The sequence below is a fragment of the Rhodococcus sp. NPDC127593 genome, from assembly GCF_042671975.1.
GTDB lineage: Bacteria > Actinomycetota > Actinomycetes > Mycobacteriales > Mycobacteriaceae > Rhodococcus_F.
On record NZ_JBHXWI010000094.1, the window covers coordinates 1 to 22,634 of the forward strand.

Consider the following 22,634-nt stretch of genomic DNA (forward strand, 5'->3'; position numbering starts at 1 on the left):
TCTTTTTTGTTCCACACAAACAAGGAATGATCGCGCGGTGGCCGCTCTCACCAGCGCAGACACGCCGACAAGATCAACTTACGGCTGTAGTACTAGGGGCGTAGTACCGATCTCAACTTGTCGAGCACGGCCGGGTCCTCGATCGTGGCCGGCACCGTTGTAGCTCCGAGATCGGCGATCTCTCGCATAGACTTTCGGAGGATTTTCCCGGATCTCGTCTTGGGAAGACCGTCGACGACGACGATGTCCTTCGGGGTTGCGATTGCCCCGATGTCGGCGCGTACCGACCTGATGAGCTCGGCGACGAGTTCTGAATGATCTTGCTGCCAACCGGATCTCAGTACGACGAATCCCCGGGGGATTTGGCCTTTCAGTGCGTCTGCCGCGCCGATGACGGCACACTCGGCCACTGCCGGATGTGCCGCGAGGACTGCCTCGATGGATCCGGTCGACAACCGGTGCCCTGCGACGTTGATGACGTCATCCGTTCGGCCCATGACGAAGAGGTATCCGTCCTCGTCGATGTGGCCGCCGTCTCCGGTCAGGTAGTACCCGTCGAATGTCGACAAGTAGGACCGGACGAACCGGTTGTCGTCACCCCATAGCGTCGGGAGAGTGCCAGGCGGTAACGGGAGGCGAATGCAGATGGCCCCTTCCACTCCCGCCTCGATTTCCTGTCCGTGCTCGTCGAGTATCCGGACGTCGAAACCCGGCACCGCCACGCTCGGTGATCCGGGTTTGATCGGCATCGGATCGAAGCCTCGAAGATTCGCTGCGATCGGCCAACCGGTCTCGGTCTGCCACCAATTATCCACGACCGGAATTCCGAGGCGATCCGTTGCCCAGGAATAGGTGTCGGGATCGAGGCGCTCTCCGGCGAGGAACAGATTGCGAAGGGACGTGACATCGTGATCGGCGATGAGCTCTCCGTCCGGATCAACGCGTCTGATCGCCCTGATCGCGGTCGGCGCCGCGAGCAGCCCCTGGACGGAATGCTCGGCGATCACTCGCCAGAACGCACCTGCATCCGGTGTCCCCACGGGTTTTCCCTCGTAGAGAACTGTAGTGGCGCCGGAGATGAGTGGCGCGTAGACGATGAACGAATGGCCCACCACCCAGCCGATGTCGGACGCCGACCACCACACCTGTCCCGGGTGGATGTCGTACACGTTGGGCAATGCCCAGGCCATGGCGATAGCATGGCCTCCGTTGTCACGCACCACGCCCTTCGGTCGGCCGGTGGTGCCGGACGTGTAGAGAATGTACAGCGGGTCGGTTGCGCGCACGGTGACCGGTGTAGCGGGATGTGTTGCGCCGCGGCGAAGAACGTCCGCCCAGTCGTATTCCCTCGAGTCTTCGAGGGTGGCGGGTAGTTGTGGTCGCTGGACGAGTACCAGGGCATTGGGCCGGTGCGACGAGATGGTGAGGGCCTCGTCGACCATCTTCTTGTAGTCGAGCACGCGGCCGGGCTCGATGCCGCACGACGCGGTGACGACGACGACTGGCCTGGCATCGTCGATCCGGGCCGCGAGCTCGCGCGGTGCGAATCCGCCGAACACAACCGAGTGGACGGCGCCGAGGCGAGCGCACGCCAGCATCGCTACGACGGCCTCGGGAATCATCGGCATATAGATGACGACGCGATCGCCGGCACCGACCCCGAAATCACGTAGTCCTCCGGCGAAGGCGCCGACCTGCTCGAGGAGTTGGTCGTAGGTCAGGGTCGCCGAGGTCCCCGTGACCGGACTGTCGTAGATGATGGCGGCCCGGTCGCCGTGACCGGCGAGAACGTGCCGATCCACCGCGTTGTAGCAGGTGTTCAACGTCCCGTCGGTGAACCATCTGTGCAGGGGAGCGCGATCGGAATCCAGCATCTTCGTCGGCGGTGTCACCCAGTCCACCAGGCCGACGTGTTGAGACCAGTACCCCTCGGGGTCGGACAACGCGAGTTTTCGTGCGGTGTCGTAGCGTTCGCTCAACGTCCCGTCCAGACAGGTTGGCGCTTCTCTGCAAATGCGCGAGGGCCTTCGGCCGCGTCGTCGCTCCGATACACCGTTTCGTACACGGCGTTCGCGAATGCGACGGCGTGACTCGAACCGAGCTCGGTCGAGATCTCGACGAGCTTCTTACCCGCCGCGACGCTGAGCGGTGCGTTCGACGCCACGGTCTCGGCGACGGCGAGAGCCTCGTCCAGGAGTCTGTCTCCTGTTACGACGCGATTGACGAAACCCACCTCGTACGCACGCTGTGCAGTCATCGGCTCGCCGGTGATCAGTAGTTCCATCATGACGCGTTTGGACATGAGGTCGATCAGTGGCGCTGCCCAGGGCGCACCGCGACCGCGCTTGACTTCACTGATGCCGAACACTGCGGTATCCGCCGCGATACAGAGGTCGAGATCCTGTACGAGGCGAAATCCGCCCGCGAGCGCGAAGCCGTTGACCGCCCCGATCACCGGTTTGATCACGTGGCCCTTGGAGCTGAGAAGCAAACTCCATTCCTCGGGTGGAATCTGCACCGCCTCCGAGGCCATCTCCTTGAGGTCTCCGCCTGCACAGAACGCTGTTCCGTTCGCGGTCAGGATCGCGCACCGAAGTTCGGAGTCGGCTTCGTAGTCATCGAAGACGTCTCGTAGTCGTTGTCTCAGTGCGGCATTGAGAGCGTTTCGCTGTGCGGGTCGATTCAGGGTGACGATCAGGACATGCCCGCGCTTTTCGACGAGGCAGATGTCTTCGGTCATCGGGCCGCACCGCCACGAACGGTGGACTTCACTCCGGTGTTGCCCCTGTTGACGCCGACGAGAGTCGCGTATCGGGGGTCCGTGCCCAGGTACTCTCCGAGGCGCGGTCCGGCGGCTTCGAGTCCGCCGTCCACTGCAAGATATTGTCCGGTGACGAAGGACGATTCGCGCGAACCGAGGAAGTAGATGGCGCGTGCGAGATGTTCGGGTTCGCCCACGAACGGCAGCGGTTGAGCGCGGGCCAGTTCACTGCCGTCGAATTGCCGCGATGCGGACGGATTGAGCGGTGTCGCAATGGCGCCGGGGCACACACAGTTAACCCGAATGCGATCCGGTCCGAGTTCTGTAGCGAACACCCTGCTCATGTGCAGCACACTGGCTTTGGCGGCGGAATATGCCTGGAGGCCCGCGTCTCCGGTGAGTGCTGCCAGAGATGCGAGGTTGACAATCGACCCACCCGTGCCTTGCTCACGCATGACTCGTGCGGCGTGCTTCACGCCGAGAAAGACTCCGCGACTCAGGACGGCGAACGTGTAGTCCCAGTCCTCGACCGACGTTTCCGTGACGGATCCGAAGGCACCGCCGATGCCTGCGTTGTTCACTAGGCAGGCAAGCGCGCCGTTGAACGACGCAGCGTGTGCCACAGCGTGTTCGACGTCCGCCTCCCTCGAGACGTCCGCTTGGACGAAGGACAGGCGGCCGTCGCTCGATTCCTGTTCGTATTCGGCGACGAGCGACTTTCCGGACGCCTTGTTCAGATCGGCCGCCACTACGGTCCAGCCCCGGTCGAGAAAAAGTCTCACCGTCGCGCGGCCGATTCCACTGGCGCCGCCGGTGATCAGAACCGTATCGATGTGTGGACTGATCGCTGAGTTGTTCATGGTGCTCACTTCTTTCGGGTGAAGAAGCCCCGAACCCGGTCGCGGGTCGCAGGGTCGGAGTAGAGGTTTCGCATAGTGTCCTCGTAGTTCACGGGAATCTCGTAGCTCCGGAACGTTCGCTTGTACTCCGCGACGATCTCGGGCCCGTTGGCCGCGAACTGGCCGAGTAGCTCGTGGGCTCTGGTGTGAAGCGATTCTGTGTCCACAACCTCGAACACGAGACCGACCGACCGCGCGTAGTCCGCGGCGATGAGTTCACCGGAGAACAGGAGATACTTCAGGACCGACAGGGGTACCTGACCGAACAGAGCCGGCCCGACCAGACCGTCGATAAGGCCGACCTTCGTCTCCGGGGTTCCGAACTTCGAACGGGGAGAGGCGATGATGAAATCGCAGGAGATCGCGGTCGCGAATCCGCCGCCGCAGCAGAAGCCGTCGACGACAGCGATCGTCGGCTTCCGGCATGCACGGATGGCCTCGAACGGAAGGCTGTCCCGGAATTTCCACAGGTCCCAGGAGGGCGGATCCCCTTCGATGTAGCCCAACATCTCCTTGAGGTCGCCACCGACGGCGAAATGATCTGCGTCAGAATCGATTATCACGCCTCCGACGGAGGAATCCACCTCGGCCTCACGGATCGCGGACCGGAGTTCCGCATAGAACTCGGTATTGAACGCGTTGCGTCCGCCCGCGCGACTCAAAGTGATGGTCGCGATACCGTCCTCTCCGCGGATGCGTAGGTGCTCGTAATTCTGAAGTGACATGGATCCGCCGCTCCTGTTCTCGGACGATCTATCGGTGTGACCACACCGTCGCCGCCTGTCGGTCCTACTTACTATGCAGTGGTCATCCATGGCCATTCGAGCACGCGCTGTAGTTGCCGTCAACATTGGCTGCAACATTGTGAGCACTAGATTCAGCATCTCATTGACGCAGTCCGATCCGCTGGCGTACATTGGCTACAATATTGCCGCCGCTTTGCGCCATTGCTGCCGTCTGGAGAAATAATGTCAATCGATGACCACTTCCCTCACCTGACCAGAGATGCGGACCTACGACGCGCCGTCCGCGGTTTGTGCTCGAGATTTGATGTTGCGTACTGGGATCAGAAGGACGCAGATCAAGAGTTTCCCGAGGAATTCTTCCGCGCGTTCGCCGATTCGGGATTCTTGGGTACCTTCATCCCCGAAGAATACGGCGGCGGTGGGGGATCGACCGCGAACATGGTGGCCATTCTCGAAGAGGTCGGTGCCAGCGGCGGCGGGCTCAACGCATGCAGCACGGTCCACACGCCACTGCTGTGCGCGCCGACCATCCTCGCCTTCGGTACCGAAAAGCAGCGCACTGAACTTCTTCCCCAGATCGCGGCGGGCAAGCTGTACACGACGTTCGGCGTCACCGAACCCGACGCGGGGACCGATACCACCCGAATCGCGATGAAGGCCGTCGACGACGGTACGTCTTGGCGCATCAGCGGAACCAAGGTCTGGAACACCGGCGCCATGCGCGGTGACAAGGTGTTGCTGCTGGCCCGCACGTCCGAACCCGCCGAAGGTGAACGCCGCGGACTGGGAATTACACTGTTCCTCGCGGATCTGAATTCGGAGACAGTCGAGATCCGGCCCATTCCGAAGATCGGCCGCAATGCCGTCGCATCATGTGAGGTGTTCTTCGAAGGAACCAAGGTGCCCTACGAAGATGTGATAGGCGAAGTCGGGCAGGGCTTCTACCACCTCATGCACAGCCTTAACAGCGAACGACTGTTCGTGGCCGCGGAAACGGTGGGGCTCGGCCGATGGGCGCTGGCCGCAGCGACACAGTACAGCCTCGACCGCGTCGTGTTCGGCCGTCAGATCGGAAAGAACCAGGGCGTTCAACACCCTCTCGCGAAAAGCTACCTTGACCTGCTGGCTGCCGCAGAGGTGCTGTATCGGGCCGTCGACGAGTACGAGGTTCGCGGGGGGTCTGCGATCGGTTCGCTGGCCAATGCCGCGAAATATCTGTGCAGTGAGGCTGCAGTCTCGTCGACCGATGCCGCCATGCAGGTCTTCGGCGGTTACTCGTTTTCCCGCGAGTATCACATCGGTCGACAGTGGATCGAATCGCGACTTCCTCGCGTCGCTCCGGTGAATAACCAGATGATTCTGAATTTCATCGCAGAGCGCACCCTCGGCCTACCGAAGAGCTACTGAGCCATGACAATCGAACGAACACACGGCAAGCCCGATGGGGCGCTTCGCGTCGGGCAGTTCACCGGATGGCACGGGGACCGTACCGACGGAATGGCGGAGTTGCTCGAAAGCGGCGTAGAGATTCTGACCGGCGACTACCTGGCCGAGCTCACGATGCTGGTCTTGGCCAAGAACGAACAACGAGGTGGTAAGGGATACGTCTCGGCGTTCGTGGATGTGCTGGCGCTGCATCTAGACGAGATTGCCGAGGGCGGAATCAAGGTGGTCACCAATGCCGGTGGACTCGATGCCCCCGGTCTTGCTGCAGTAATTCGGGAACTCTGTGCTGAGCGCGGAGTGTCGCTGAGTGTCGCTGCCGTCATCGGTGACGATGTACGCGACGTACTGAAAGAACGAGACGACCTCGAATTGGTGAACATCGATACGGGGGTCGCACTGGATCTGTCAGAGCACCGTGTGTTGACCGCAAATGCGTACCTCGGCGCGTGGCCGGTCGTCGAGGCGCTGCGTCGAGGTGCCGACATCGTCGTCTGTCCTCGTACGACCGATGCATCCCTGGTGGTCGGAGCAGCCGCGTGGAAATTCGGCTGGAAGCCGACCGATTACGATCAGCTCGCCGGCGCGGTGGTTGCCGGCCACATCATCGAGTGCGGCGCGCAGGCAACCGGCGGGAACTTTTCTTTCTTCGCAGAGCACGGCGATCTCGGACTTCCCGGGATGCCGCTCGTGGACATCTCGCAAGACGGTTCGGCCATCATAGGCAAGAGCGTCGACAGTGGGGGACTGGTCACCACTGACACCGTGCTTGCGCAACTGTTCTACGAGGTCAACGGTCATGCCTACCAGAACCCGGATGTTGTCACGGATCTGACGAGCGTGCATGTCGAGAGCACAGGTGCGGATCGTGTACGGGTCTCGGGCACAGTGGGATTCGCGCCGACGTCGACGGCGAAGTTGTCGCTGACGTTCGAGGGTGGGTATCGGAACACCATGACGATCGGGCTCACCGGCGCGAACCTGAAGAACAAGATCGACTGGATTCGTCGGCAGGTCGAGGCCGAAATCGGTAAGCCCGAGTCTTTCGACGAATGTCGCTGGGCCACAATTGGTCCAGCGAATGTTCACGGCACCTTTGAGGAGGCGACCGCCTGGCTCGTGCTCACCGTTCGAGACAAGGAACGCAACCGCGTCGACCGGGCACATTTCTCCAGCCGGATCGTCTCCATTGCAACATCGAGTGTCCCCGGGTTCTACATGACCACGCCGCCGCAGTCGGAGCGCCTGTTCGGAGTCCAGTGGCCGTCGCTGATCGAGAAAAGTCTGGTTCACGCGTCCGTGCTGGTCGATGACGGATCGCACATTCCGGTGGCGTGGCCCGCTTGGGACGATGCTGCCGCTGAGCCCTACCCGATCGCCGAGAACGAACGTCCGGACGTCACCGGTTCTGATTCCGATCTCGGGGCGACGACGCCTGCGATGCTGGGCGCGTTCGTGGGAACACGATCCGGAGACAAAGCCGGATCTGCCAACCTCGGTGCGTGGGCACGTGATGATGCAACATTCCGTTGGCTCGACACATTTCTCACAGTCGACCGTCTGCGATTGCTCATGCCGGAGTTGGCCGACCTGCGGGTGGAGCGATTCGTGTTCTCGAATCTGCGCGGAATGAACTTCATGATCTACCAGTACCTGGGCGATGGCGTTTCGGCCTGCACCCGAATCGACCCTCAGGGCAAAGGTCTCGGCGAATACCTGGCCAGCCGGTTGGTCGAAGTTCCGGTGACCCTGTACTCAGCTGAGGATGGGAATCAGCCGATCGAGTGATGCCTTGCGGTGGCGGCGAGCGATATCGACGAGTAGTTCGTTGTCGCCCGCCGCGAGCGCGGCGATCATGTCATCGTGATCGGACACCACCACATGCCGATTCGACAGCGCATTGATCGACAGTGACTGATACGCCAGCGTCATTCGGCCGATCGTCGCCAGCTGGCCCTTCAGTAGGGTCAGTGACGAATGTTCCGTGACGGCGTCGTGAAACGCTCGATTTAGCCGGATGACCTCGCCGGAATTCTCATCGGTACGGATCTCGTCGTTGATCTTCCGCAGCCGCGTGAGGTCGTCCTCGCACATCGGCGGAAGACTCCGCAGGACCTCGGACTCGAGAAGTTCGCGGATCAGGTACAGCTGCCGCATTTCGTCGGATGTGAACCGAGTGACGAAGTAGCCTCGATTGCGTTCGTATCGCACGATGCCCTCCACCGCGAGGACCTGAAGTGCCTCGCGGATCGGGCCTCGACTGATTCCCAGCTGTTGCGCGAGGTCTTCCTGACGTACCTGTTCGCCGGGAAGCAGAACGCGCTGTAGCACCAGTTCGCGTATATCGATCGCCGCGCGAACAACCGCACCAACGCGGGTTTCCGGAGTCGACACGGCCGCAATATTGTCGGCTATCATGGATCCAATCCTACGAGATTGCTACACACTGCGCAATCGTCACCGCAGTGCAGCTATACAAGCGTGTCAGAAGATAGCCGAGAGAGCGCGCCTGCGTTCGTCGGTGTCGAGGTCCGTGATGATTGCAGACCCCTTCTCGGTGACCACCGCATCGATGACGTCGCCGTTGATGCTCGGATCGCTCACGTGCTGGACCAGTCTGGACACGCCGTTCCTGTCGCTGCTCCGCAAAGCGACGATGCTCAGCCCGCCCGGGCTGCCGTGTGCGCCCCGCGCGAAGTCGACCGAGCCGCCCCTTCCGGAGATAGTGGAATCGCCCACGCGTTCGGAATTGATGTTGCCGGCACAGTCGAGGTCGATCGCGCCGAGTACCGCGACGAAGCGGTCGTGCTGGGACAGCCAGGCGTGGTTGTGGATTTTGGTGGACGGCAAGAGAAGTACGTCGTCGCACGACGCGGCCCATCGAAGAAGTGACGGAGATCCGATCACGGACATTGCTCGCATTGTCGCGCCGCCGATAGCACCGCTGTCGTACATCTTTCGCACTGCTTCGGTGAATACGCCGGTGAGGATCTCGACATCCCCGCGTCCGGCGAGCTGGAGTGCTAAGGCATCGTTGACCCGGCCGATGCCCAGGGCCAGACGTGGAGCCGTCGGGATCAGGCGCGCCACCTGTCGGGCGACCGCCTCGTCCACCGCATCGAATGCCGCCGAGAAATGCGGTTGCTCGTCGCTGTCCGACGTCCGACTGGTCACCACGTCGTCGACGTCGGTCACGACCGTCGCCCCGCGAATCCGGGGCAGCCAGGAGACCTCTTCTGCGAAGATGCGGGGGGCAAGTGCGACAACGGGATCCAAGTATCCGTTCACTCCTCCCAGCGAACGCTGTCCGTCGTTGTCGGGTGGGGTTACACACGTGATCAGCACATCGGGCCGAAAAGATCTGTCAGCGAGCGATCGGCAGATCTCGCTGTACGACTGACGGTGGTAGGTGAGCGGTTGAACATGCTTCAACCCACGCCCGGGCATGTAGGAGCCCACTGTGAAGCATTCGGCCCCGACCAGGTGGGGGAGGCTCGGCGCGCTGCGGCGCATTCCGAAGACCAAGTGTACCGGATCGAGCGTGGTCGGTGGGTGCAACTCGAAATAGCGCTCGAGAGCGGCCTGCGGTTCGACCGGGCCCTCGGCGCAGAGAACCGTCCTCATCGCAGTCGCCCATCGATCAACTGCGCTGCGCTGATGATCATTCGGAGATCGGACCGATCGGCTCGGGAGCGTAGGGTCCGTCCCAATTTGCACCTGACAGAGATGCCACGGCTTCGAGTGCGAGACCGGTGGACAGGTCGGCCGCCATCGCACGCCTCAGTTGCTCGATGAACACCAGTCGTGTGTTCCTGACGAAGACCGGGTTGCACACGGCCAGTCGGCGCGCGTGCGCGATCGCACGGTCTGCCAGTGCGTCGGAGGGCAGAATTTCGGATACCAGTCCGAGCGTGAGAGCCTCTGCAGCGGAGATCTTCTGGCCGGTCAGCAGGAAATACCGTGCGCGATTGAAGCCGAGCAGAAGTGGCCACAGCACCTGGACGCCATCGCCCGGGACGAGCCCGAGAGGAACGTGGGCTGCGTCCTGGAAGTAGGTTTCCTCGGTGCACAGCACGATGTCACTGAGTAGAGCGAGTTCGGCGTGCACGTCGACCGGACCGTTGATCGCCGCGACGATCGGGACTTCGATCGCCAGCAATGCAGAGATCAACCGGTTTCCTTCGAACAGTCCGTCGTCCATGACCGCGGCGGGCGCCCCGCCACGTGCGACTGCTTCCTCGAAGGATGGGATCAGGTCGATGAACCGGTCTCCGGTGCCCGTGAAAATTACGACGCGTACATCTCGGTCGGCGGCGATGGCTGCGAACAGTTCGGGTAATTCGCGATGGGGCAACGCATTCCATCCGAGTGACCCGCCTCGTGAATGGACTCTGACAGTCAAGACGCCGACGTCGTCGATCGAAACGTCCGCCGTCTTGAACCTGGTCATGTATTCCTTGGGCACAGCTACTCCTCTGAATGTGAATGATTCGAGTGGGGCGGGTCGTTTCAGACTGCTGGTGTCGCAGCTGCTTTCCGACCTCGGGTTCCACGGTCTACGGTCTTGTCGGTCACGCCTATGCGGCGCAGCTCCGATTTGAGGACCTTTTCGTTCTTGGTCTTCGGAAGTTCTTCTACTACGAGTAGATATCGCGGCGATGCGAAGTAGGGAAGGTGCTCGTCGCAATAGCGGCCGAGCTCGGCGAGGTCCGCGACCGAGCCCGGAACGAGCACGATCGCTGCCATGACTTCATCCTCTGACAGATCGGAAGGTACTGCATAGACCGCAACTTCGTGAACACAGGGATGCGTAGCGACGACGGTTTCCACCTCGAACGACGAGATGTTCTCGCCGAATCGCCGCATGGCGTCCTTCTGTCGATCGATGAACTTGAACCACCCGTCGGGTTCCCGAACGAGTACGTCGCCGGTGTGGAACCAGAGATTCCTCCACGTCTCCATCGTGGCCTGGGCGTTGTTCCAGTAGCAACTCATGATGCTCTCGGGCTTGAGAGGTCGAACGATGAGCTCACCGGCTACGCCGTCGGGCACCGGCATGTCGTGCTCGTCCACCACCACGCACTCGAAGTCGGGATGTGCAACGCCGGAGTACCCTGGACGCCCGGGCTGGTCCGGTGGCGTCCCGATGACCGAGGACGTGTCTGTCATTCCGTATTGGGACACGAGACGAAGGCCGAACCTTTTCTCGAAGGAGTCGTAGTACTCCGCGGACGGCGTGGGTACGGACAACGCTACGCGTACTGCGTTGTCCGCGTCGTCCTCTGTCGGTTGCGCTCCCCAGAGGATCGGGACCATGGCCCCCAATATGGAAATGACGGTGGCCTGTTCGTCCCTGACTTCCTGCCAGAAGCCGGAGGCGGAGAACCGCCTTCCGAACACGACGGTCGCGCCTGCTCGGAGCGCGGGCAGCAGCGTCACGCACAGTGCGTTCGCATGGAACAGCGGTAGGCAGTTGTGTGCGACGTCTTGTGGTGTGTAACCGAAGAGCCAGTCGGCCTTCTCCCCGAAGGCCACGATCGAATTATGCGTGTGCAAAACGCCTTTGGAAGGACCGGTCGTGCCCGACGTGTACAGGATGGCTGCGTCGTCGTACCGAGTGACGTCGGCTGGCGGGACTGCCCCTGCCGCGTCGAGGGCCGTTGCGTAGTCGCGCGTGTCCATCGCGAACGAGGATGGAGCGTGATCGATGACGAGGACGCGCGGTGAGATGCCGACCTTGGTCAAGGCGCGTCCGATCACCTCTGTGAACGATTCCTCGATCACCAGAACGGCTGGTGCGGAGTCTCGAAGCATGTGCTCGAGGATGGGGCCGCGAAGGCTGGTGTTGAGCGGTACGGACAATGCGCCGATGTGAGCCGCTGCGAAGAACGTGTCCAGGAACTCGATGCGATTCGACATCATGATGGCGACACGGTCACCCGAGTGGGCTCCCGATTCGACGAGTACGCCAGCGAGTAATGCCGCACGAGTAAGCAATTCGCGTGCAGTATATCCACGGTCGCCCACGAGGCGTAGACGGACCTCGCCTGGAGCCTTCGCGTCGGATGCCATGAGCGCGCCGAGGATTGTGCGTTCGTCCACGCGACTTCCCTTCACTGAAGCAGTAGGCCGACCTCGGAGTTGGTGCGGTGTCGGGTGCTGCGCATACTGGATACAATTTAGTTGCCAAACTAGCACTCCCTGGTGTGCTGTCAAACACACTCGGAGTTGGTGACGGTTCGGCCCACACCGCAGCACTCGTGCGAGTGGGAGCTATTTTGGCTCCAATATTGACTACAGGTGTGATCGACGTTACTTTGAGCCGGCTGGCCGACTTATTTCACGATTGCCGACCGGCTGCTGCCAGCTACCTGCAGAAGACGGAGACGCACGTGACTTTGAATCAGATTTCCGACGCCACGGAGCGGACTCGCAATCCCGCAGTCGATGCGTTTCTTACGGATTCGAGCAAGAAGCTGTTCATTGGCGGTGAATGGGTGCCTGCTGATTCCGGCGACGTACTCGATGTCGTGGATCCGACGACCGAGGATGTCATCGCCCGAGTGGCCGCCGCGGGTACCGTTGATGTGGATCGTGCGGTCACGGCCGCACGCGCGGCGTTCGAAACCGGACCGTGGTCACTCCTGGGTCCCCTCGATCGAGCGAAGATTCTTCGTCGATGGGCCGATCTGATTGACACTCATCGCGAGGAACTTGCGCATCTCGAGTCGCTGAACAACGGCATGACGCTGGCGACTGCGGTTGCGTCGATCACCGATGCAGCCGAGACAGTCCGATTCTTCGCCGGCGGCGCAGAACACATTCACGGCGATACGCCGCAGACCGACCCGGGCTCGTTCAACTACACACTTCGCGATCCGATCGGCGTGTGTGGTGCCATCATCCCGTGGAACTCCCCGGTGACGAACTTCGTATGGAAGTCCTCGCCGATTCTGGCTGCGGGCAACGTACTCATCATCAAGCCCGCGGAGACGACGCCTCTGACGGCGGTTCGCCTGGGGGAGTTGCTTGCGGAAGCCGGCCTCCCCGGGGGGGTTCTCAATGTCATCACCGGGTTGGGGCATCCTGCCGGAAGTGCGATCTCCGAACATCCCGGAATCGACAAGATTGCATTCACCGGTTCGACGCCGACGGGCCGTCGAATCCTCGCTGCGTCGGTATCCAATCTCAAACGCGTCTCGCTCGAACTGGGCGGCAAGTCTCCCAACATCGTGTTCGACGATGCAGACCTCGACGCCGCGGTGACTGCGTCGCTCATTGGGTTCGTGTCCATCACTGGCCAGGTGTGTCTCGCCGGAACACGGTTGTTCGTGCAGCGTGGGATTCACGATCGGTTCGTGGAGGCGATGGTGAAGCAGGTTTCGGCGCTCACGGTCGGTGATCCGCTGGATCCGAACTCGTCGGTGGGACCGCTCGCGTCTCGCCAGCAGCTCGAAAAGGTGTCGAGCTATCTCGCATTGGGCAAGGACGAGGGTGCGGTGGCAGCGGTAGGTGGAAACGCCTCGGGCGGAAAGGGTTTCTTCGTCGAGCCCACGGTATTCATCGGCGTCAACAACGACATGAGAATCGCACGGGAGGAAATTTTTGGACCCGTGCTGGCCGTCATTCCATTCGATGACGAAGAGGAGGCGATTCGGCTCGCAAATGACACCGAGTACGGCCTGGCAGCGGCGGTCTGGACGCGCGATCTTCGTCGCGCGCACACCGTCGCCAGGCGTATCAAGGCTGGAACCGTCTGGGTCAACGATTATTTCAAGCTCGACCCCAGGATGCCATTCGGTGGTTTCAAGCAATCCGGGATCGGACGCGACTTCGGGCTCGACTGGTACCACTCCTGCACCGAACCGAAATCGGTGTTCGTGACTCTCTGACGTCGCCGACCGGTCGCAACTGCGCACGCGCCTCCTCCGTACGTTTCGGAGGAGGCGTGTGTGCTTTTGGCATGGGGACTGGATTTTTCTTTAGGCAATAGTGGAGCCAATATTGCCTAAATGACGTGACGCGCATTACACTTGCCCTGCATCTCCGGGTTGTCCACGGAGTATCGGACGCGCAGGACGGGTATCTGATTTGTACTCGCCGCTACGGGGTTTCGGTCATATCTCATGCGTTCTGATCAACCCGGTTGGCAACAATTATCTGTCGAAAACACAGGTGGGCAACGGATGTTGTCTTGGCCCTCTTCAGTTCCCTGACTCGAAGGATCACTATGCGACATTTTCATGCGGCATCCGGTGTGCTGACGAAATACTTATCGATCTGGATCATCTGTGCCGCAGGTCTGGCCTTGCTGATTCCCGACCAACTGGCGCCGATCGCGGCCTATGCGAAGTACATCATCATGCTCTTGATGCTGATGATGGGATTGACTCTGTCTCCGCAGGATTTTGCGACCATCGCAAAGCGTCCGGTATCGGTGGTGATCGGTACGGTCTGTCACTTCACGATCATGCCGTTGCTCGCACTTGGCATTGCCACCGCACTTCAACTGAGCTCCGATCTTACTGTCGGACTTGTGCTGCTCGGTTCCATTGCGAGTGGTTCTGCCTCGACCGTGATGGTGTTCATCGCCAAAGGTGATGTGGCGCTTGCTGTTGCGTTGGGAACGCTGTCGACGTTTCTTTCCATCGGATTGACACCGCTGCTCATGAAGCTGTTGGTCGGTGAGATGATCACGATCTCGGTTGCGTCCATGGCTCGTGACATCGCCCAGATCGTATTGGTCCCGATCGTGTTGGGTCTGGTCATCCGGTATGCGTTTCCGAAACTGGTACGCGGCTTCATGCCGTTGGTCGGTCCGATATCAGGTGTCGCGATTATCGTGATCTCCGGTGGTGTGTTCGCAGCAGGAAATGCAGCGTTCCTCGCGAGTGGTCCGATCATCATCCTGGCTGTCATCCTTCACAACGTTGGAGGTTTCGCTCTCGGTTATCTGGGTAGCCGTGCGACAGGTCGATCTTTCCGGGAAACTCGCGCGATCACCCTGGAGGTCGGTATGCAGAATGCCGGGCTTGCGTCGGCTCTCGCCAACACCTATTTCAGTCCGGCGGCAGCGCTCCCGAGCGCAATCGCCGGATCGTGGCACGTCATCTCCGGTGCGATCCTCGCTAGGTTCTGGGCAAGCAGCACCGAGTCGGAGGATCGTCGGACATCGACTGGTGTAGGAGCCGATGTAAAAGGAGGGACATCGGGTGTGCTCGCCCAGGAGTGAGCTACCCCCGCAGATTCATGGACGGAAGCCGTCCAGTACTTGCCGGGAAGGTCTTCGCATGAACTTCCCGTCGCACTATGAGGAGCACGCCGCATGACAACGGACACGATTCGTACTTCCGACGGGTCGGATCTCGTGCAGCCCGGTCTCCTTCCCGAACTGCGAGATCGTACGGTGGATAATCTGTGGCGGCGGGCTGTGCGGTCCAAGCCGGAGGGGACGTTTCTGCTGTGGGAGGGCAATGAGTTCACCTACGCCGAGGCCGATGTCGAGGTCGCGAAGGCGTCCGGAATGCTGCGTGACGCCGGCGTCACGCCTGGAACTCGTGTCGCGGTTCTGCTCGACAACAGGCCGGAGTACATCTGGCTTCTCCTGGCGATCGGGCGCATTGGTGCAGTGGGGGTACCCATTCACGCGGAGGCCAAAGGCCAACTGCTGGGTCACTTTCTACGATCCACCGACTGCAGCTACGGCGTCATTGCCTCGTCCCAGGCGGCGAACGTCGAATCCGTTCTCGGAGAAGACCTTCTCGGCTACGTGTGGATCCTCGACGATGTACCGGCCGACGAGATCGGTACGGTCCCTCGGCTGGGACGCGTTCAGGAACCGTACGCGCCCAAAGATGTCGCGGATGACGGCAAAGATGATGAGCACCGAGTTCCGCGTTTCAGCGATAACTATCTGCTGATGTTCACTTCCGGGACGTCGGGTCCGTCCAAAGCCGCCGTAGTGAGCCAGGCTCAACCGATTACCCACGCGCTGAAGATTGCGGAATCCTGCGGTTGGAACGCACAGGAGCGCTTCTACACCTGCCTGCCCCTCTCCCATGCCAATGCGCAGTGTCACACGCTCCTGCCGGCCATCGGTCTCGGTGCGACGGTAGTGTTGGGCCGCCGCTTCTCGGTGCGCAAATTTTGGGCTGATGTACAGCGTTTCGACTGCACAGCAGTCAGCTTGCTCGGCAGCATGTTGCAGCTGTTGTGGAAGAAGGCGCCGTCACCGGAAGAGTCCGACAACCGCGTGTCGACGGTGCTGGTGGTGCCGTTCCCGCGCAATGTGCAGGAATTCGACGACCGCTACCAAGCCCGGTTCGCCACTCTCTACGGCCTGACCGAATGTGCACCGGTGTCGATTTCTCGACCTGGGGAGGGATACGACCGTCCAGCGGGAATGGCAGGTCGTATCCTGCGGGATCACAACGACGTGCGAATCGTCGATGCCGATGACATCGAAGTTCCGCTAGGAACGGTTGGCGAGATCGCGGTGCGTCGACACGACCCCTACATCACCGTGCAGCGCTACTACGGGCGTGAGCGCGAGACGTGGGACGACTTCCGCAATCTGTGGTTCCACACCGGTGACTTCGGCTACGTGGACGAGGACGACTTTTTGTATTTCGTTGGGCGCAAATCTGATTCACTTCGACGACGGGGTGAGAACGTGTCCATCAGAGAGCTCGAAGAGGTCCTGCAGTCGTTCACCGGGGTGTTGGAGGCGGCGGTCATCGCCGTCCCATCGGACCTGGGCGACATGTCCGAGGACGACATCGCCGTGTACTTCACGTCCGAAGACGGTACACAGCTCACCGCAGAACAACTCGATCTGCTGGCGGAGGCGGAATTGTCCCGATACATGCGCCCCCGCTATATACGCCACGTCGACGACCTACCCAAAACTCCGACCTCGAAGATCCGCAAGGACGTTCTCCGGCGTGATGCCGAGGTCAACCTGACCCAGTTCTTCGACGCTGAGACACGCAGGCAGATCTGATCCAGCACTGTTCACGTCTTCGCCTCGACAGCGCCACGACTTCGGTCTATGTCGCGTACGCGCCCCGGTTCCACCATTCGTCCTGATTTCCCCCCTCGAGAAGGAGAAATCATGCACACCGCCACCGCAGAAGTACCCGACATCCTGTCGGACGAGCACGACAACGATCCGCAGATCGCCTACCAGTATCTGAGGGAAGTGTCTCCGGTGGTCTACCATCCGGGATCCGAAGTTGCCTGGTTTCGAGGCATTCGGACGTCCAACGGTTACTGCGCGGACAGGAAACCAATTCGCAGAATTACGCGGACGGACTCGGTCTCATCTTCGGACGTACCGTGCTCGAGTTGGACGGCAAGGAGCATCAGTCACACCGCTTGTTGCTGAACCCCTTGTTCCATACTGTCCGAATCGACGACCTGCGCCCCACTGTGACGACAACGGTGGAGCAGATGTTCCTGCCGCAACTCGATGCAGCAGCAGACCGCGTTCGGACCGGCCAGCGAGAGTTCGCGGCGATAGATTTGGTGTTCTACTTACTTCGGCGAACTCCCCATCTCCGTCATCGAAACGATGCTCGACCTTCCACGAGAACGGCACGAGGACTTTTCCCGCTGGTACCGGGCTTTTCATGCTTTCACCGCCAACCTGTCGGGTGATCAGGGAGTCATCGACCGCGGATTGGCGGCCCGAGCGGAGATGACGGAGTACGTGCTACCCCTCATCGAAGAACGGCGTGCCAATCCTGGCGCCGACCTGATCTCGCAGATGGCGTTGGCGGAGATAGACGGCAATCGACTCAGTGACGAAGAAGTACGCGCGTTCGTCAGTCTCATGATCACGGCCGGTGGAGAGACGACCGACCGCGCGCTCGGTTTGATGCTGCTCAACCTCTTACAACATCCGGACCAGCTCAGTGCAGTTCGAGACAGCCGTGAGCTCATCGTGGACGCGTTCGTCGAGACGATGCGTTACACGCCACCCGTGGGGATAGCGGGTAGACAGGCTGCCGTCGACTTCGAACTTCACGGAGTGACAATTCCGAAGGGTGCACGAATCAACCTTCTGATTGCCGCAGCCAACAGGGACCCGCGAAAGTTCGCAAATCCGAACGACTTCGACATGTTCCGCCCAGACAACAGCACATCGAAGGGTTTCAGCGGTGCGTCTGATCATCTGGGTTTCGCAACGGGAAGACACTTCTGTGTCGGGGCCCAGTTGGCGAAGGCCGAGATCGAGATTGCAGCCGGCATGATCTTGGATAACATGTCGAACTTGAGGCTCGCCGAAGGGTTCGTGCCTAAGCCGACCGGGCTGTGGACGCGAGGCGTCGATGTCCTCGAGGTCGCGTTTCTGCCGAACAGGTAGACCAGCGTGAGTAGATCCTCGGCAGCCGGAGCATTGCGGTGCCATCGCCCCCAGGATCACGCGCACCGCGTTGATCAGGACTCGCGGCCAAGGGCTTGCTTTGGAGCGAACCTCGCTACCGGCCATCTATCCGCAGGTCGGTCCGCAAGACGAAAGGATCGATGCTAGAGGTAGGCTAGGCGAGGGCGTGGGGCACCGTCGGTTGTCACCTGCGTTGACGTGATGTCAGCGCAGGGAGTCCTGGCTGCCGGCAGCGGCGACGGCCTCTTCGGTGTCGAGCCGGGCGGAGGCCGCACCGGTTTCGGCCTCGTCGTTGCGCTTGATGAGGTACAGGACCACGATCGCGAGCAGTGCCATGGTGGTGAGGCCGTACAGCCCGATCGTGATGCTGCCGGTGGCCTCCTCGAGCGCGCCGAGCACTGTCGGTGCCACGAACCCGCCGAGGTTGCCGAGCGCGGTGACCAGCGCGATGCCGGGGGCGTAGATTTTCGCCGACAGGAGTGCCTGTGGGATGGTGAGAAATACCGGCGATGCCGACTTGAACCCCATGGCCGCCAGGCACATTCCGAACAAGCCGAGCAGCGGGTTGCCTGCGGTGGCGACGAACGTGCCCACTGCGGCGAGGACCAGTGCCGCCGTGACGATGAGACGGGTGCGGGTGGGGAACTTGTCGCGGGTCCGGCCGGCGAAGTTCATCGCGACGATCGATAGGATCCAGGGGATCGACGTGATCAGCCCGATCTCGAAGGAGCTCAGGTCGCCGAGCGCCTTCACCTGGGTCGGTAGCCAGAACGTCATGGTGTAGCCGACGAGCTGGATGAAGAAGAACACCAGGCACATCAGGAGCACTTGCCCGTTGAGCAGCAGTTTCCACTTGCTGACCCCGACCCCCTGTGCGCGGTCGCGGGCGTCGTCCTCCTCCTCGATGGCCGCGGTGAGGGCGGCCTTCTCGGCGGCGGTGAGCCATTTTGCGTCGGCGATCTTCGACACCAGGAAGAAGAAGGCGACGATCCCGACCGCAACGGTCATGGTGCCCTCGATCCACAGCATCCACTTCCAGCCGGAGATGCCGAGGACGCCGTCGAGCTCGAGCAGTGCGCCGCTGAGCGGGCCCGACACCACGTATGCCAAGGCGGAGCCGCTGAGCAGCAACGCGGTGGCGCGGCCGCGGTACTTCTGCGGCAGCCAGTACCCGAAGTAGTACAACACACCGGGGACGAAGCCGGCTTCGGCGACGCCGAGCAGGAACCGCGCGGTGTAGAACTGGGTTTCGGTCTGCACGAAGCCCGTTCCGATCACGACGAGACCCCAGGTGACCATGATGCGGGTGAGCCAGACCCGGGCGCCGACGCGTTGCATGATCATGTTGCTGGGCACTTCGAAGATCGCGTACGCGACGAAGAACAGGCCGGCACCGAGTCCGTATGCGGCGGGGCCGATCCCGAGATCCGACTCGAGGTGTTCCTTGATGTAGCCGACGTTGGTGCGGTCGATCTGGTTGAGAACGACCATGATCATGATCAGCGGGATGAAGCGGGCGAAGAACTTTCGCACCGCGGAACGGACGTCGGGATTGTTGTGGCCGGTGTGGCCCTCGATCTGTGAAGTCGTCATGTGATGTCCCTCTAGAACTTGGGCATGGTGGGCCGCTGGTAATCGGGGTGCACCATGCGCATCGCGCCGATGTCGTCCCGGTCGCGGAACTGGGGCATCTTCTGGAAGCGCTCGTGCTGCTGGGCGAGTTTGTCGCGGTCGAGTTCGATACCGAGTCCGGGCTTGTCGGTGAGTTCGACGCAGCCGTCGGTGAACGTGAACGGTTCGGTGATGATGTCGTGCGCCGCCTGCCACGGGTAGTGGGTGTCGCACGCGTATTCGAGGTCGGGGACGGTGGCCGCGACGTGGGTCATGGTGGCGAGCGAGATGCCGAGGTGGGTGTTCGAGTGCATCGACACCGCCTTACCGTGCGCCCGGCACACCGCGGCGAGGTCGCGGGTGGCCAGCAGCCCGCCCCAGAAGTGGTGGTCGGAGAGCACGACCTGGACGGCGTCTGCGGCGAAGGCCGGAGCGATCTCCTCGGTGGCGGTGACGATCATGTTCGTCGCCAGCGTCATGCCGGTGCGGCGGTGTACCTCGGCCATGTCCTCGAGTCTGAAGGTGGGATCTTCGAGGTACTCGACGACGCCGGTGAGGTCCTCGGCCACCGCGAGCGCGGTGTCGAGCGACCATGCCCCGTTGGGGTCCAGGCGCAGCGGGTGCTCCGGGAAAGCCTGGCGGAGCGCCTTGATTGCCTCGGCCTCCTCCGGTGCGGGGAACGCGCCGCCCTTGAGCTTGAAGGAGCGGAAGCCGCCGTGCTCGAAGAACTTCCGGCCCAACGCCACGACACCGTCCGGGTCGACGACCTCGCCCCACTCGTCGGTCGGCGCGTCGTCGTACCAGTCGGGGTGTGCGCCCCACTTGTAGAACATGTAGCCGCTGTACTCGACGCGGTCACGGACCTTGCCGCCGAGCAGGTCGTAGACCGGCACGCCGAGCACCTTGCCCCACGCATCCAGCGTCGCGCCCTCGAAGGCGGAGATCACACTCAGGCGCTGCTTCTCGGTGGTGAGCAGGCCGCGGTAGCCGCTCGCGTCCGGGTTGGGATCGACGACGCGGTTGTTCACCGGGTGGCGGCCGATCTGCAGGATCGCGTTGATCTGGTCGACGCGGTGGCCGATCAGCTGCTGAGCGAGCTTGCCGGCCAGCTCCAGGTAGGCGGCGTCACCGTAGGTCTCACCGAGACCGGTCACGCCGGAGTCGGTGACGATCTCGACGATCAGACGCGAGGCGTAGGGCTGGTGGACGCCGGCGACGTTCAGGAGCGGTGCGTCCGCGATGAGGATCGGGGTGAGGCGGACGTCGGTAATGGCGGGGGCTGCGGTCATGGTCTCGGTGACCTCTCGTCTTCAGTCGGTACAGGCGGATGATCCGCCAAACGTGCTGTCTTAATAAATGAGGCCGTGTCTCATTCAGTGGGTCTGTGTCTCAACTTAGCAGTGATTCAGGGCACAAGACAAGCCCCAAATGACACTTCACGGAAAGGGCTCCTGCCCTCTACCAGGGAAAATAGCGCAGCACGACGAGCGGTGCGCGTCGTGCGCGTACCGCTCGCCGAGGAGGGTGGTCACTCGTTTTTCGGGAGGGTCAGTCGTCCGTCAATTCGCCCGGGAACGGCCGAGGTGCCGTCCCACAACTCCACGGGCGGCACCGCCGCGGGTGAATCCCGCCATGTGACCAGCCGGAGGAACCTCCTCGATGTCGTCACACGAGACTCGACACCGAGGTTGAGACCGCAGGACCCGACAATGCGGCGGTGGTCCTTCTAAGAATGCGAGTGCGACACTCCGGTTCTGCAGATGGTGCCGCCCGCGTCGCCGTCGAGGATGGCCGAACGGCGGAAAGGTTCCACGCGGCGGCTGCCGATCCCGCCGCTGCGCCAACCGGGTGTGCTGACGGTCGTTCCTTTTCTCGTGTTGTCACGCCCATCCTGCTCCCGCCTCGCCGGGCTCCAAACCGAACTGCGACAGTCGGTTTCGTCGGTTCTATTCGAGGGGCTCGACGTACCCGAGGGAAGCAGAGATTGTGGCCGCTGACTTCTGGACGAGCGGGCCGATGTCGCCCAGCGATCCCTCCATTCGTTCGGCTACTCCGGCCACGCTGATTGCGGCGATCGGCTGGCCGGTGTGATCAAAGATGGCCGCCCCGCAGCAGCAGCTCGACTGATCGAATTCCCGTAAATCTTGGGACCATCCGCGCTGCCGAGTTCGTGCGATCTCCTCGCGCAGCGAGCCGATGCTGGATTCTTCCACCGGGGACAGAGGCGAGCGGACGAGCGCGTCGAGTACGTTCTCGCACTGCTCGCTCGGCAGGGCTGCGAGGTATGCCCGGCCGACGGAGGTGCAGTGAAGCGGGCGGGATGTCCCGAGTTCGGCGGAGACGCCCACCGGGCGGGGGCCGCGTTCGCGGTGGACGAACACCATGGTCAGTTCGTTCGGCACCGCCAGGCTCACGGTTTCCTGTGTGGCGGTGAGGAGTTCGTGCAACGCGGGTACCGCGACGTCCTTGAGGTTGGTGGACGCGACGGCAGCCGAGGCCAGGCGGGCGGCGGCGGGGCCGAGCCGCAGATGCCCTGACTGGTCGTCGACGAGCCATCCGCTGTCGCGGAGGCGTTCGACCAATCGATAGGTCGTGCTACGGCTCAGCCCCAACGCGTCGGCAAGCTCCGGCGTGGTGCAGGAGCGAACCCGAGACAGGTGCGAGAGGATGGCCAGACCCCGGTCGAGAGCGCCTGCTCCAGGGCCTAGCAGTGGGGTGGCAGTTTCTGTCGGTACGGCGACCACGTCCAGACCCATCACGCACTCCTTCAACTCATTGAAAGGGAT

17 protein-coding genes are annotated in these 22,634 nt (G+C 62.0%); 6 read left to right on the forward strand and 11 right to left on the reverse strand.

The window, feature by feature from the left end; all coding sequences use genetic code 11:
• Positions 1–92: 92 nt before the first annotated feature.
• From ACFVJ3_RS45350 to ACFVJ3_RS45365, 4 genes are read right to left on the reverse strand one after another with little or no spacing between them, the layout of a single operon-like run.
• Entirely contained in the window at positions 93–1,979 is a 1,887-nt protein-coding gene (locus tag ACFVJ3_RS45350) for an acetate--CoA ligase (protein ID WP_378458296.1), read from the reverse strand.
• Positions 1,976–2,740 (reverse strand): enoyl-CoA hydratase-related protein, encoded by a 765-nt coding sequence (locus tag ACFVJ3_RS45355; RefSeq protein ID WP_378458297.1) that lies wholly within the window; start codon positions 2,738–2,740, stop codon positions 1,976–1,978. The genes ACFVJ3_RS45350 and ACFVJ3_RS45355 overlap by 4 nt, the downstream gene beginning before the upstream one ends.
• Entirely contained in the window at positions 2,737–3,621 is an 885-nt protein-coding gene (locus ACFVJ3_RS45360) for an SDR family NAD(P)-dependent oxidoreductase (RefSeq protein ID WP_378458298.1), read from the reverse strand. The genes ACFVJ3_RS45355 and ACFVJ3_RS45360 overlap by 4 nt, the downstream gene beginning before the upstream one ends.
• Before the next feature lie 5 nt (positions 3,622–3,626).
• Entirely contained in the window at positions 3,627–4,385 is a 759-nt protein-coding gene (locus ACFVJ3_RS45365; protein WP_378458299.1) for an enoyl-CoA hydratase/isomerase family protein, read from the reverse strand.
• A 243-nt stretch (positions 4,386–4,628) separates the two neighbouring features.
• Here ACFVJ3_RS45365 and ACFVJ3_RS45370 point away from each other — a divergent pair, with 243 nt between their 5' ends.
• Both ACFVJ3_RS45370 and ACFVJ3_RS45375 read left to right on the forward strand, forming a co-directional pair.
• The gene (locus ACFVJ3_RS45370; protein ID WP_378458300.1) at positions 4,629–5,813 is read left to right on the forward strand and encodes an acyl-CoA dehydrogenase family protein; all 1,185 of its coding nucleotides are present in this window, start codon (positions 4,629–4,631) and stop codon (positions 5,811–5,813) included.
• Positions 5,814–5,816: 3 nt separating this feature from the next.
• Entirely contained in the window at positions 5,817–7,637 is a 1,821-nt protein-coding gene (locus ACFVJ3_RS45375; RefSeq protein WP_378458301.1) for an acyclic terpene utilization AtuA family protein, read from the forward strand.
• Here the strand turns inward: ACFVJ3_RS45375 and ACFVJ3_RS45380 are convergent.
• The 4 genes from ACFVJ3_RS45380 to ACFVJ3_RS45395 all read right to left on the reverse strand — a co-directional run bounded on the left by ACFVJ3_RS45380 (position 7,605) and on the right by ACFVJ3_RS45395 (position 11,951).
• Complete coding sequence (locus ACFVJ3_RS45380; protein WP_378458302.1) at positions 7,605–8,267, reverse strand: GntR family transcriptional regulator; 663 nt, start codon at positions 8,265–8,267, stop codon at positions 7,605–7,607. The genes ACFVJ3_RS45375 and ACFVJ3_RS45380 overlap by 33 nt on opposite strands.
• A gap of 66 nt (positions 8,268–8,333) precedes the next feature.
• Positions 8,334–9,473: an acetyl-CoA hydrolase/transferase C-terminal domain-containing protein gene (locus ACFVJ3_RS45385; RefSeq protein WP_378458303.1), complete on the reverse strand. Its 1,140-nt coding sequence runs from the start codon at positions 9,471–9,473 to the stop codon at positions 8,334–8,336.
• Positions 9,474–9,510: 37 nt separating this feature from the next.
• Positions 9,511–10,314 (reverse strand): enoyl-CoA hydratase/isomerase family protein, encoded by an 804-nt coding sequence (locus ACFVJ3_RS45390; protein ID WP_378458304.1) that lies wholly within the window; start codon positions 10,312–10,314, stop codon positions 9,511–9,513.
• 44 nt (positions 10,315–10,358) lie between these two features.
• Positions 10,359–11,951, reverse strand: coding sequence for an AMP-binding protein (locus ACFVJ3_RS45395; RefSeq protein WP_378458305.1), 1,593 nt, complete (start codon positions 11,949–11,951; stop codon positions 10,359–10,361).
• Positions 11,952–11,998: 47 nt separating this feature from the next.
• Here ACFVJ3_RS45395 and ACFVJ3_RS45400 point away from each other — a divergent pair, with 47 nt between their 5' ends.
• From ACFVJ3_RS45400 to ACFVJ3_RS45415, 4 genes are all read left to right on the forward strand, one after another.
• The gene (locus tag ACFVJ3_RS45400) at positions 11,999–13,741 is read left to right on the forward strand and encodes an aldehyde dehydrogenase family protein (protein ID WP_378458306.1); all 1,743 of its coding nucleotides are present in this window, start codon (positions 11,999–12,001) and stop codon (positions 13,739–13,741) included.
• Positions 13,742–14,079: 338 nt separating this feature from the next.
• A complete protein-coding gene (locus tag ACFVJ3_RS45405) occupies positions 14,080–15,081 on the forward strand; it encodes a bile acid:sodium symporter family protein (RefSeq protein WP_378458307.1) in 1,002 nt (333 codons plus the stop codon).
• 93 nt (positions 15,082–15,174) lie between these two features.
• Positions 15,175–16,851 carry an AMP-binding protein gene (locus ACFVJ3_RS45410; protein ID WP_378458308.1) on the forward strand — a complete coding sequence of 559 codons (1,677 nt, stop codon included), beginning with the start codon at positions 15,175–15,177 and terminating at the stop codon, positions 16,849–16,851.
• 570 nt (positions 16,852–17,421) lie between these two features.
• The gene (locus ACFVJ3_RS45415) at positions 17,422–18,216 is read left to right on the forward strand and encodes a cytochrome P450 (RefSeq protein WP_378458309.1); all 795 of its coding nucleotides are present in this window, start codon (positions 17,422–17,424) and stop codon (positions 18,214–18,216) included.
• A 225-nt stretch (positions 18,217–18,441) separates the two neighbouring features.
• On the opposite strand, the gene ACFVJ3_RS45420 is transcribed toward ACFVJ3_RS45415, so the two are convergent.
• The 3 genes from ACFVJ3_RS45420 to ACFVJ3_RS45430 all read right to left on the reverse strand — a co-directional run bounded on the left by ACFVJ3_RS45420 (position 18,442) and on the right by ACFVJ3_RS45430 (position 22,604).
• Positions 18,442–19,830, reverse strand: coding sequence for an MFS transporter (locus tag ACFVJ3_RS45420; RefSeq protein WP_378458310.1), 1,389 nt, complete (start codon positions 19,828–19,830; stop codon positions 18,442–18,444).
• Positions 19,831–19,841: 11 nt separating this feature from the next.
• A complete protein-coding gene (locus ACFVJ3_RS45425; protein ID WP_378458311.1) occupies positions 19,842–21,137 on the reverse strand; it encodes an enolase C-terminal domain-like protein in 1,296 nt (431 codons plus the stop codon).
• Positions 21,138–21,794: 657 nt separating this feature from the next.
• Positions 21,795–22,604: an IclR family transcriptional regulator gene (locus tag ACFVJ3_RS45430; RefSeq protein WP_378458312.1), complete on the reverse strand. Its 810-nt coding sequence runs from the start codon at positions 22,602–22,604 to the stop codon at positions 21,795–21,797.
• Positions 22,605–22,634: the final 30 nt, after the last annotated feature.